Raw genomic sequence first — 12,937 nt, forward strand, 5'->3', positions numbered from 1 at the left:
GATGTTGTTTTGATTATTATAGATTTTACAACCCTTAAAAAGCTTGGGCAAATTTAAATGCAATCTCTTTTGAAATTAAAATTTTACACCCCGACAACAGTGAAATAATAGGTTTTTTATGTAAAAAAACACTTTTTAATTGTAAAAAATCGTTGAAAATACAGTAGTTGTGTTCCAATATTAACTTTATGTTAACTCTCTAAAATAGAGGGGTAAATGGTTGTTTGTAGTGGTAAAGTCTAGGTGAAAATAAATCTTGTAAAGGTTTAAAATTTTAAAATATAGCCCACTAAACTCTCATCGTGTTGTAAGTTCATTTTTTTTCTTAATCTATAACGTTTCGTTTCTACACTTTTTGTGGAGATGTTTAATAAAGGAGCAATTTCTTTTGAAGATAAATTAAGTCTTAAGTAAGCACAGAATTTTAAATCATTAGATGTTAACTCTGGATGCATGGCTTTAATTTTATCCATAAAATCTTTATCGGCATTATTAAAAGCTTGTTTAAAAAATTTCCAATCTTTATTGTTGTTTAAGTTGTTTTCTATTAAGTTTACAGCACTTTCTACATCTTCGTTGTCTTTTACATTTTTTAATTCTTTCTTAATTTTTCTAAGCAACTCGTTCTTTTTAACAATGCTCATTGTAGAGATTGCCAATTCTCTGTTTTTACTTTCTATATCTTGATTTAATTTTTCATTTTTAATCTCAATAATGGTACGATCATTTTTAACTTGCTCGTGTTTTAAGATTTTTCCATAATAAAATTTATATGTTTTATGTATTAAAAAACCAATACAGATGAATGTGATAAAATAAATTAATAGTAATAAGTTAGATATATACCATGGTTTATTTACTTTAAAAGTATAGGATACGATGTTTTTAGTAGTTTGATTTCCTACTTTTCCTTTAACCTCTAATTTATAATCGCCATAGGATAAATTCTCAAATTGTATGTTAGCGTTTTTAGACCAATTACTCCAACGATCAGTATTTCCAAGTAATCGATATTGATAGGTAACATCTAAATATTTATAATATTCAGGAATTGAATAATCAAAAGATAAAATACCTTGTTTATGATCAAATTCACCATTTTTAGTTAATGATAAACGTGCTGTTTTTGAGTCTATATCTTTTTTATGGATGTTATTTAGAAATATCGTATGATTTTTATTGAATTTTAATTTAGATAAATCGATCGTTAAATAACCATTTACAATACCAATTATATATTTTTCATTATTAATGTATTGTATGTTCTCAAACCCTAAAACACCTTTTTTTAAGTTTGATGATATATAAATATCTGTAGTTTCGGGAGTATTTGTAAGATTATTATTGGTGATAAAACTGATGTTATTTTTAGAAAACATCCATAGTTTTCCTGTTTTATCAAAAGTCATTTTACCAGAAGTGTATGTTTTAGAAGCAAGAAGAGGACTCAATAAAGTGTCTTTTTTAAAATTATTTTGAGTTGAGTTGTACTCATAAATACCGTTGTTAGAAGTATATAAAATTTTATTTTGATAAGTTATTAAACTAGAATTTTCGCCAATAGACAATTCGTTTCTTAAGGTTACAGATGTTGCTTTTGTTAAAGCCTCATTTAAAGAAATATCAAAAACACCTTTATATTCATGGTTTACAAGTACTTTATTTTGATGACTTAATTCAAAAAAGCGTGATGAATTATTAAAGCCTTCAATCTTATTTCTAATAGACCAAGTATTCTTTTTGTATTCTAAAATGTACAAACCATCGTAATTACCTTGTAGTATTAAATCTTTATGATTTGGAATTTTCTTAAAATTCCAAGCTCCTAAAGCAAAACTTATTTTTTTTGATTTGCCTTTTTCTATAAGAAAAGTACCCAAATGATGTCCGCAAAAAAGATTTTTATCATTGTCGTTATAAAGACTCCAAACTTGTCCTGCAGTCCCTTTTATCAAAATAAATTGTTCATTGGTTTTATTAAGAGGTCTGTAAAACAAACCTTGATTTGTACCAACGTACAAAAAATCATTAAAAATGATGGTTGAATAAACCGTACCTAAAACTCCGTCATAATCAATAAAGGTTTTTAATGGCGATTTCATGTTTATATAATCAATGCCATTATCAAGAGCTACCCAAACATTACTTTTGTTATCTTCAAATAGTGATAAAACGGTATTATTACTTAAACCTAATTTTTGGTTTATTAGATATTCAATTTTTCCTTGATTTGTTATTTTAACAATTCCATTAGATATTGTACCCGCAATAAAACTGCCGTCTTTAAGTTGAATACTATTAAAAATACTCAGTTCTTTTAGGCGATTATTTGCTTCAACATTCCATGTAATTAAACCTTCGTTTTTAATTTTAAAAAAACCAGAACTTCGTGTTAAAACAACAATATCATCTTTAACCTTAAATAAATTAATAACTCTATCATTAATAACAACCTTATTGTTATTTAATAATTTAGTTTCTCCATTTTTGATACAATAAATTCCTTCATTAGCTACATGATAATAGATTTGATTCTCAACATTAAAAACTTTGTAAATAATATTTTTAGAAGTGATTGTCTTAAATTCTTCGGTATTTTTATTATAAAAATATAAACCGTGGCTAGATTGAAATAAAACCCACTCATTATAATCAACAATATTCCAAATTCTATCATTATTAATATTTTGTATTCCTAATTTCGGAATTAATGAAGTATATTCTAATGTACCATATTCATTTTTTAACCAATACCCGAATTCCTCATGACAACCTGTATAAATTCTATTTCCAATAGCATTTACTGCTCTTAATTTTGTGTTATTAGGAGATGCATAAGTGTTCCATTTAGAACCATTATATTCTAAAAGTCCTTTATTGTTTGCCACGTAAATGTAATTTTCTTCGCTTTGAGAAATCATCCAGTTTTGATTGTCTCCACCATAGACGGAAGCTGAAAAATTTTCTATAGGAGGTAATTCTTGGCTAAATGATATAAGGTAAATGAAAAAGAAAAAAGTAAAATGAAAAATTTTCATATTTAAGAAGTAACGTGTTTCAGTAATTTTTTACTTTGATGTTTGGTTGGCTTTAAAGCATAATTGAACCTATCAAAGCTCAAAATTACATCAATCTTGTAGTAATATATGTCCAAATATTCTTTGGTTTAAAAACACAACGTTTAGGATATATTAAATTAATGATTTCTTAAAGAATGGTTTTTTAAATTATTGTTTTTAATAAAAAGATTATTTTAGATATCTTGCTATCAACAAAAAAAACAAGCATCTTTAAGTTGCTTGTTTTTTTATAATTTCATTGTAAATATTTTAATCATTCAATTTTGTAAGAACATAAAACTTGAATTTGTTTTACAGAAATAATTTTTATTTTGTTAGAATAATTATGTTTTATGATTAAATTAAAATCAATTTTTTTATTTCTATTTAATAAGTCAAAACTGTTTTTTTCTTGATTTAATTTATTATTGTTAAACCTTTTTAGTAAATTTTTATAAGATATAGTATCGAATTTTTTTAATTGATTTAGATTAATATACTTTGATTTATTATTTGATTTTTTGACAAAGTTTATAGCCTCTAAATCTTGACATATTAAAAATGATTCTTTTTGTAAATTGTTTTTTATTATTTCAAGATTACAATAGATTTTATCTTTGTCATATAGAATATATATTTTTTCGGAAGGTCTAGGAACAAAAATAAAAAACATAAAAAGGATTAAAAATGCGGAACCAATTAAGTACTTGTATCTTATCATTTTTAAAATAAGTTGTCAATTATAATTATTGTATCAAAATTAATGCCTAAAAAAACCGTTACTTTTTACATGGTTTTTAAGTAAAAAGTAACGGTTTAAAATATCAAGAAAAACTTATGTATTCTATTTTATAAATAATAAGATAACCCAAAGATTAAGTTAGAAGAGTTTAAATTAAAATTAAAAGAATTGCTTTTAACTTCAGTAAGGTTGTCTGTTTCATATTTATTAGTATTATAGCCTAAAGCGCCAATATTAGCATTTAAGGCGATATTTTTAGTAACAAAGAATACAAAGCCAGGTCTAATACCAATAAATAAATCATTTCTATCTATATCATTAGAATAGTTACCGCTTTCTTCTCTGTTATAATTAGAGAAAGCAACTTCACCTTGTAAGAAAAAACTAAATGTATCGTTTATAGGAAGATACTTTTTTATGTATGGAGAAATGGTATAAGAATTATATTTATTTTCATAATCATAACTTTCATTTTTACTTGTACTATAGCCTAAACCCAATCCTAATTCTAAATTGGTTTTTGTAAAAACATATCCTGTTTTTGCTGTAACTCTAAAGGCTTTAAAATCTGATGTTGAATCTTGATAGTCATTTTCCCCATTAGAAAAGTTTAATTCACCTCCAAAAACCCAAGTCCCTTTTTCCTGAGCATTTGTAATTCCATAAAATAAAATTGCAGTAATAAGTATTAATTTTTTCATTCTTTAAATTTTTAAGATTAAGCTTTGTTAGAATCAAAGACTGTTCCTAAAGAGGTAGTTTAATGTTAATTTTTGAATATGCCACAAACTAATTTTTTTAGACACAAAAAATCCGTTTTATTATACTGAAATTTCTTTTAGTATAATAAAACGGATTTTAACTTTTAAACAGAAAACCTTTACATGTAATCTTCTATTGGATTACAAGAACAAATTAAATTTCTGTCTCCAAAAGCATCATCAACTCTACGTACAGTTGGCCAAAATTTATTGTCAGCAATATATTTTAACGGAAAAGCAGCTTGTTTTCTTGTATAAGGAAACGTCCATTCATCCGAAGTTAACATTTCTTGAGTATGAGGTGCATTTTTTAAAGGATTATTATCATCCTCTTTAGTTGCAACTTCAATTTCTTTTCTAATAGAAATCATTGCATCACAAAAACGATCTAATTCTGCGATAGATTCAGATTCTGTTGGTTCAATCATCATGGTTCCACCAACGGGGAAAGAAACTGTTGGTGCATGAAAACCATAATCCATTAAACGTTTTGCAATGTCTACAACTTCAATTCCGTTTTGTTTAAAATCTCTACAATCAATAATCATTTCATGTGCAGCTCTGTTCATCTCTCCTGTATACAAACTATTGTAATGTCCGTGTAAACGTTCTTTAATATAGTTTGCGTTTAAAATGGCATTTTTTGTAGAATCTGTTAATCCTTTTGCGCCTAACATTGTAATGTAACCGTAAGAAATTAAACAAACTAGGGCAGAACCCCAAGGAGCAGCAGAAATGGCTGTAATAGCATTATCACCTCCGGTTGAAATTACTGGGTTTGTTGGTAAAAATGGCACTAATTGTGGAGCAACACAAATTGGGCCAACTCCAGGACCACCACCACCATGTGGAATTGCAAATGTTTTGTGTAAGTTTAAGTGACAAACATCTGCGCCAATCGTTGCAGGATTTGTTAAACCAACTTGCGCATTCATATTTGCTCCATCCATATAAACTTGTCCGCCGTTATCATGAATAATTTGCGTTATTTCTTTAATCGCTTTTTCATAAACTCCGTGTGTTGAAGGATATGTTACCATTAAAGCAGATAAGTTTTCTTTGTGTAGAATTGCTTTTTCTCGTAAGTCTTCGACATCAATATTTCCTTTATCATCAGTTTTGGTAACAATAACTTTCATACCAGCCATAACTGCTGAGGCAGGATTTGTACCGTGTGCAGAAGCAGGAATTAAACAGATATTTCTATGAGCATCTCCGTTAGATTCGTGGTATTTTCTAATAGTCATTAAACCAGCAAACTCACCTTGTGCACCAGAATTTGGTTGCAAAGACGTACCAGCAAAACCAGTAATAACATTTAATTGGTGTTCTAATCTTTTTAAAACTTGTTGATATCCTTCTGCTTGATTTAAAGGGACAAATGGATGAATGTTTCCCCATTGAGGATTACTTAATGGTAGCATTTCTGAAGCTGCATTTAACTTCATTGTACAAGAACCTAAAGAAATCATAGAATGGTTTAAAGCTAAATCTTTACGTTCTAATTTTTTAATATAACGCATCATATCTGTTTCAGATCTGTACGTGTTAAAAATAGCACTTTCTAAAAATGGAGTGTTTCTTTTTGTATTTTCTGTGATAACTTCAAAATCTGAATTAAAAGATTCTTGAGTTAAAATTTGATTGAAATTACCAACATTTTCTGCCTCAGAAGAATCTGGTTTTTTCTTTAATTGACCAAAAAGGGTAAACAATTTCATTAAATCTTTCTGTGTAGTTGCTTCATTTATAGAGATAGAAATGTGTTTATCATCTACATAATTAAAGTTTACTTTAAAAGATTCTGCAACAGATTTTAATTTAATACAATCTATTTCTATTAATAAAGTATCAAAATAAGAAGTGTTTAATTGGTTAAAACCAGCTTTTTCTAAATAATCTGCAACTAATTTTGTTTTATTGTGTACAGCATCTGCAATATGTTTTAGACCATCTTTTCCGTGGTAAACGGCATACATACTAGCCATAACAGCTAATAATACTTGTGCTGTACAAATATTAGAGGTTGCTTTTTCTCTTTTTATATGTTGCTCTCTTGTTTGTAAAGCCATACGCAAAGCACGTTCTCCATTTATATCTTTGGTAACACCAATAATACGTCCAGGAATACTTCTTTTATATTTGTCTTTAGTAGCAAAATAAGCTGCATGAGGACCACCGTAACCTAACGGAATTCCAAATCGTTGTGTTGTACCAACAACAACATCAACACCAAACTCTGCAGGAGCTTTTAATTTTACTAATGATAAAATATCTGCAGCAACTGCTACTTTAATGTTTTTTTCATTTGCTTTGGCAACAAAATCAGCATAATCAAAAACTTGACCATGTTTACCAGGATATTGTAAAATTGCACCAAAAAATTCATCAGAAAAATCAAATTTTTCATGATTACCAACAACTAATTCAATACCAATAGGAGTAGATCTTGTTTGTAAAACAGATAACGTTTGTGGTAAAATTTCTTCAGAAACAAAGAACTTATTAACATTCGCTTTTTTTTGAGCTCTTTCTCTAACATCAAACAATAAAGCCATTGCTTCTGCAGCAGCTGTACTTTCATCTAATAAAGAGGCATTTGCAAGCTCCATGCCTGTTAAATCGCAAACCATGGTTTGGTAATTTAACAAAGCTTCTAAACGACCTTGTGCAATTTCTGCTTGGTAAGGAGTGTAAGCTGTATACCAACCTGGGTTTTCTAAAATATTACGTTGTATTACACTAGGTACAATTGCTTCATGATAACCTAAACCAATATAACTTTTAAAGACTTTATTTTTTTCTGATAATTCTGTAATATGTGCTAAATACTCATATTCGTTTTTAGCAGGAGCTAAATCTAATTCTTTTTCTAGGCGAATATCATCAGGGATAGTTTCAAAAATTAACTGATCTATAGTTTCAGCTTTTATTTTTGATAACATTATTTTTTGCTCCTCTTGGTTAGGACCAATATGTCTATTTTGAAACGAATTTGTATTCATTAACTGAGGTTTTGTTTAAGTATAAATCAACCTATTTATGTATTTGTTATAAATAGATTAAAAATTGTGTGTTTAAGCGAGCAAAAATAAGGATTTTACAAGATTTTAAGTTTATATAAAATTCATAAAATGCCGTTAATTATCAACCAAATTAAAATGTTATTAACATAAGCTTTACTTTTGCTAGATGAGGTTACTAAAATTAGTTTTCGATTTTTATATCAATGCAAGTATTCATGTTGCTTTTTCTGTATTTGCTTTTCTAAGAATCACGGAAATATATTTTGATTTACCTAATAACTTAAACCTAAATTATTTCATCTTTTTTGGTACAATTACAGGTTATAATTTTGTAAAATATGCAGGAGTTGCCAAGTTACATCACAGAAGTTTAACAAAAGATTTAAAAGCGATTCAAATTTTCTCTTTCATATCCTTTTTAGCACTTGGTTATTTTGCATATCAAATATCTCTAAAAACACTTTTTGTTACTCTGCCTTTTACGTTATTAACTGTTTTATATGCAGTTCCTTTTTTTAGTGGATTCGATAAGAATTTAAGACAAATTAGTTATTTAAAAATTTTAGTAGTTGCTTTTGTTTGGGCAGGTTTTACAGTCTTATTACCTGTGTTAGATTTTGGTGAAGAAGTATCCTTTAACATCATTTTATTAATGCTACAAAGGTTTTTAATTGTGGTTGTTTTAATATTACCTTTTGATATAAGAGATGTTAAGTACGATGCTATTTCTCTACAAACAATTCCTAGAAAAATAGGAATAGAAAAAACAAAGAAATTAGGCTTAATGTTACTCGTTTTTTGTTTGCTTTTAGAGTATTTAATTTCTACCTCTAGTTTGTCTAAAACTCCTTTTATGATTTTCTTTTTTTTAACAATTATTTTCTTGATGAGAACTAAAAGCGAGCAGTCTAAATATTATTGTTCTTTTTGGGTAGAAGCACTGCCAATTATGTGGTGCTTAGTTCTTTTAGGATTTCATAATTTTTAGTTGTTAAACAAGTTTTAATTACAAACTTTTTTAAGAATAAGAACAAATTAAAAAGATATCACAAAACTATAAAAGGGCTTTATAAGTCCCTACTATATTTGTAGCTTTACACACTTAAATTCATTTAAGATTTTATAGTAATGAGTAACACAAAAAGAAATTATATTTTCGATTTTGATAGCACTTTAACAAAAGTAGAAGCGCTAGATGTTTTAGCAGAAATTACGCTAGAAAACAATCCTAAGAAACAAGAAATTATTCAAGAAATAATTGATATAACTAATTTAGGAATCGATGGCGAAATTTCCTTTACAGAATCTTTAGAAAGAAGAATAAAGTTATTAGAAGCAAACAAGTCCGATTTATCCGCTTTAATAGAAGCTTTAAAAAAGCAAGTATCAAAATCTATTGAAAGTAATAAAGCCTTTTTCGAAGAATTTGCAGATAATATTTATGTTATTTCTTGTGGATTTAAAGAATTTATAGACCCTATTGTAAAAGAATACAATATACCTTCAGAACGTGTATATGCAAACACTTTCGAGTTTGATGAAAATGGTAAAATAGTTAGTTTTGATGCTAATAATCCACTTTCTCAACACAACGGAAAAATTAAGTGTTTAAAAGATATGGAGTTAGAAGGAGAGATACAAGTTATTGGTGATGGGTATAGCGATTATGTAACTAGAGAAGCAGGTATAGCAGATAAGTTTTTTGCTTATACAGAAAATGTTTCTAGAACAAAAACTACAGAAAACGCAGACCATATTGCCCCAAATTTAGATGAATTTTTATACGTTAACAAGTTGCCAAGAAATATAAGTTACCCAAAGAACAGAATTAAAATTTTATTACTAGAAAACGTACATCCAGATGCTTTTAAAAAGTTAACAGACGATGGTTTTTCTGTAGAAACCGTTTCTAAAAGTTTGTCTGAAGACGAGTTAGTAGAAAAAATAAAAGACGTACATGTTTTAGGTATTCGTTCTAAAACAAACGTAACACAAAGAGTTGTAGATGCTGCAGATAAATTAATGGTGGTTAGTGCTTTTTGTATCGGAACCAAACAAATTGATTTAGAGGCATGTAAAGAAAAAGGGATCGTTGTTTTTAACGCGCCTTATAGTAATACACGTTCTGTAGTTGAGTTGGCAATCGGAGAAATTATCATGTTAATGCGTTCTGTTTTTCAAAGAAGCACAGAAATTCATAATGGTCAATGGAATAAAACAGCACAAGGTTCTAGAGAAGTTCGTGGTAAAAAATTAGGTATTGTGGGCTATGGTAACATCGGTAAACAATTATCTGTTTTAGCAGAAGCTTTAGGTATGGATGTTTATTATTATGATGTTGAAGATAAATTGTCTTTAGGGAATGCTACAAAAATGAGTACACTTAAAGACTTATTAGAAGTTTCTGATGTGGTTACTTTACATGTAGATGATAATGCTGCTAATAAAAATTTCTTCGGAGAAACAGAAATTGCTCAGATGAAAGATGGCGCACATTTAGTAAACCTAGCAAGAGGATTTGTAGTTGATATTCCTGCATTGGTTGCTGCATTAAAAAGCGGAAAATTAGCAGGTGCAGCAGTAGATGTTTATCCTTCTGAACCAAGAAAAAATGGAGATTTTATTACAGAATTAAAAGGATTACCAAACGTAATTTTAACACCTCATGTTGGTGGTAGTACAGAAGAAGCACAAAAAGATATTGCAGATTTTGTACCAAGTAAAATTATGGCTTACATCAACTCTGGTAATACTGTAGACGCTGTAAATTTCCCAAATATTCGTTTACCAAGACAATCTAAAGCACACCGTTTTTTACATATTCACGAAAACGTACCTGGTGTTATGGCAAAAATCAATAAAATTTTAGCCAAATATGATTTAAATATTACAGGTCAATATTTATCTACAGACCCTAAAGTTGGATATGTAATTACGGATTTAGACAAAGAATATAACAAAGAAGTTATAGAAGAATTAAGAGAAGTAGAAGGTACAATTAGATTTAGAGTATTGTATTAATAAGTATCTTTATAAAGTATAAAACACCTTCAGATTTAATTTGAAGGTGTTTTTTTTTGAAGCTATTTCCAATCTGTAATTTATCTTGAGCGAAGTCGAAAGGCTATCGCTTTTTTTGAAAAAAACAAAAAAGAGCTCAAACAAACCGTTCAATCAGGGCTAAATTTATTTATTAAATTTCTTCTTTACAAGAAACAAAGTTCTAGATGAAAGAACTATAATTTAATTTCTTCTTTTAAATCGATAATCATTTTATCTTTTACGCCTAAATAACGCTTGCTGCCTAAATAACGGTTTTTATTAAATTCGTCATAATTGGCTTCATTTTCATCCATAGAACTTAAATGTACATTTCCTGCAGAATGAATAAATTCCATTTTGTCATTTCCTAACCAAATACCAACATGGGTAACACGTTGTTTTTTATCTGCTGTAGCTTTTTTACCAAAAAACATTAAATCACCTTTTTCTAAACCTTCAAATTTTAAATCTTTGTCAACCACTTTACCAGCCGTAATTTGTTGCGATGCATCCCTAGGAATTACAAAACCGTTAATTAAATACACCATTTTAGTAAAACCGCTACAATCCATTCCTTTGCTAGAAGTTCCTCCCCATAAATAAGGAGAACCCATCATTGTTTTAGCTACAGATTCAATACTCTCTTTAGAAGCGTCTACATTTTGTAACCAATTACTGTAAATAACCGCTTCGTCTTTTTTAATATAACCGATTCTATCATCAGGATATTTAACTTCATAAAAATCATTATCTTCAGTAATGTACTTTAATAATCCGCCTAAAGTAATATCAGCAACAATTTGAGAGTTATTAGATTTATCAGAATATACATAGCCAAAGTTTTCTGTATAAATTACTTTTTTAGCTTCATCCCAAGCATCAATTTCAGATTTATTCATTCTTGTGATTCCGCCTCTGTCAACCCAAGAAATATATTTATCTGGAGTTTGAATTCTATAAAAATCGCCTTTTTTATCCAATACCTTTAAAGACATGCCTAATAAACCTTGTGTGCCTAATTCGGCAGAATGTTTTGGGTTAGAGCGAATGTTGATAACAGAGTTTCTAGCTACTGCAAATTGTAAGTTTCCAACAGCAGAATCTGGCAGAATTCGAACATTGTTAGTAAATTCTAAATTTCTGTTTTTTAAGCTGTCTAATAAAATTTCAAAGGCTTTTTTAGTAGTAGTTTCTCCTTCTAAAATAAGTTGATTGTCTACTTGTTCAAAATTGATGTCAAACAATGCTACTCTTTTATCAGGAGCAAATTGGGCCTTCAATTCAGCATGTATGTTTTTAATTTCAGATATTGATTTTGTTTCATTTTTACAAGAAAAGAACACTGTTAAAAGTACAAGTGAAAAAAGTTTAGTAAATTTCATTAATAATGGATTTTCAGCTAAAGTACAAAAAAAGGAAATTCAAAAAAATTGAAATGAATTTTGAAATCTTATATTTGATTAAAAATTATCTATGAAAGTTATTTTTTTCCTTTTATTAATGCTATTCTCAATAAAAAGTTTTAATCAAGTAAAATTAAAGGTTTATAATGAGGGAATTGAAGGTGGATTTGCTGTGTTAGCCGATAATGAGGAATACTGTCCAGTATTCGTTAAAATCGATTTTAAGTTAAATAATTTAAAATCATCCAAAGGGAACCATAAGGTATTTATTATAGCTGCTAGATCTAAAAGAAATGTAATTACGCTATTAAAATCAGTAAAAAAAGGAAGTTATGGGTTTAATTATAAGACAAAATTTAATTACAGTAGTTATTTAAGTAAGGTTGATACAAGTTATGTTTACAATCTCCCTTTTAAAGTAGATAGTCAATTTAATATTTCACAAGGTCATTTTGGTAAAAGAACACATATGAAAGAAAGAGCTTTAGATTTCTCATTACCAATAGGAACTGATGTTTATGCAGCAAGAGAAGGTATCGTAATAGATGTTGTTGATTACAATACCAAAACCTGCTATCATAAAGATTGTTCTAAGTATAATAATAAAATAATAATTTATCATAACGATGGCTCATTTTCTGAATATGTACATATTGATACAAATACAGCAAAAGTTAAAATTGGTGAGAAAGTTTTAAAAGGACAACTCATTGCGAAAAGTGGTAATATTGGTTGGTCTTCAGGGCCTCACTTACATTTTAGTGTTTATCTGCAAAATTTGGATAAAAGGAAATTTTATGAAACGAAGTTTAAGGTTTATGAAGACGGAGTGCCCGTAATATTAAGAAGAGAAGGTATCTATTATTTAGATTAATTATTAAAATTAGAAGTTTTTATCTTTGAG

The 12,937-nt window shown here is 28.1% G+C and carries 7 protein-coding genes; 3 read left to right on the forward strand and 4 right to left on the reverse strand.

Features of this window, described 5'->3' with window-relative positions; all coding sequences use genetic code 11:
- Positions 1–266: 266 nt before the first annotated feature.
- The 3 genes from ACJJVY_RS08735 to gcvP form a co-directional block, all read right to left on the reverse strand.
- On the reverse strand, positions 267–3,038 hold the full coding sequence (locus ACJJVY_RS08735) for a triple tyrosine motif-containing protein (protein ID WP_405606958.1): 2,772 nt from the start codon (positions 3,036–3,038) through the stop codon (positions 267–269).
- 870 nt (positions 3,039–3,908) lie between these two features.
- The gene (locus ACJJVY_RS08740) at positions 3,909–4,502 is read right to left on the reverse strand and encodes an outer membrane beta-barrel protein (RefSeq protein ID WP_405606961.1); all 594 of its coding nucleotides are present in this window, start codon (positions 4,500–4,502) and stop codon (positions 3,909–3,911) included.
- 179 nt (positions 4,503–4,681) lie between these two features.
- The gene (gene gcvP / locus ACJJVY_RS08745) at positions 4,682–7,567 is read right to left on the reverse strand and encodes an aminomethyl-transferring glycine dehydrogenase (protein WP_405606964.1); all 2,886 of its coding nucleotides are present in this window, start codon (positions 7,565–7,567) and stop codon (positions 4,682–4,684) included.
- A gap of 187 nt (positions 7,568–7,754) precedes the next feature.
- Here gcvP and ACJJVY_RS08750 point away from each other — a divergent pair, with 187 nt between their 5' ends.
- Both ACJJVY_RS08750 and serA read left to right on the forward strand, forming a co-directional pair.
- On the forward strand, positions 7,755–8,576 hold the full coding sequence (locus ACJJVY_RS08750) for a hypothetical protein (RefSeq protein ID WP_405606967.1): 822 nt from the start codon (positions 7,755–7,757) through the stop codon (positions 8,574–8,576).
- A gap of 140 nt (positions 8,577–8,716) precedes the next feature.
- Positions 8,717–10,609: a phosphoglycerate dehydrogenase gene (serA, locus tag ACJJVY_RS08755; protein ID WP_405606970.1), complete on the forward strand. Its 1,893-nt coding sequence runs from the start codon at positions 8,717–8,719 to the stop codon at positions 10,607–10,609.
- Between the two features lie 215 nt (positions 10,610–10,824).
- Here the strand turns inward: serA and ACJJVY_RS08760 are convergent, their stop codons facing one another.
- Positions 10,825–12,012 carry an NlpC/P60 family protein gene (locus ACJJVY_RS08760; RefSeq protein WP_405606973.1) on the reverse strand — a complete coding sequence of 396 codons (1,188 nt, stop codon included), beginning with the start codon at positions 12,010–12,012 and terminating at the stop codon, positions 10,825–10,827.
- 91 nt (positions 12,013–12,103) lie between these two features.
- Here ACJJVY_RS08760 and ACJJVY_RS08765 point away from each other — a divergent pair, with 91 nt between their 5' ends.
- Positions 12,104–12,907, forward strand: coding sequence for a M23 family metallopeptidase (locus ACJJVY_RS08765; protein ID WP_405606976.1), 804 nt, complete (start codon positions 12,104–12,106; stop codon positions 12,905–12,907).
- The last annotated feature ends 30 nt before the right edge of the window (positions 12,908–12,937 follow it).

It is taken from the genome of Polaribacter sp. Asnod1-A03, from assembly GCF_045063585.1.
In the GTDB taxonomy this organism is placed as follows: Bacteria; Bacteroidota; Bacteroidia; order Flavobacteriales; family Flavobacteriaceae; genus Polaribacter.

Bases quoted from the DNA above. Each gene is read 5' to 3' on its own strand.
- ACJJVY_RS08735 (WP_405606958.1), bottom strand. From the start codon at position 3,038: ATGAAAATTTTTCATTTTACTTTTTTCTTTTTCATTTACCTTATATCA.
- ACJJVY_RS08740 (WP_405606961.1), bottom strand. From the start codon at position 4,502: ATGAAAAAATTAATACTTATTACTGCAATTTTATTTTATGGAATTACA.
- gcvP (WP_405606964.1), bottom strand. From the start codon at position 7,567: ATGAATACAAATTCGTTTCAAAATAGACATATTGGTCCTAACCAAGAG.
- ACJJVY_RS08750 (WP_405606967.1), top strand. From the start codon at position 7,755: ATGAGGTTACTAAAATTAGTTTTCGATTTTTATATCAATGCAAGTATT.
- serA (WP_405606970.1), top strand. From the start codon at position 8,717: ATGAGTAACACAAAAAGAAATTATATTTTCGATTTTGATAGCACTTTA.
- ACJJVY_RS08760 (WP_405606973.1), bottom strand. From the start codon at position 12,012: ATGAAATTTACTAAACTTTTTTCACTTGTACTTTTAACAGTGTTCTTT.
- ACJJVY_RS08765 (WP_405606976.1), top strand. From the start codon at position 12,104: ATGAAAGTTATTTTTTTCCTTTTATTAATGCTATTCTCAATAAAAAGT.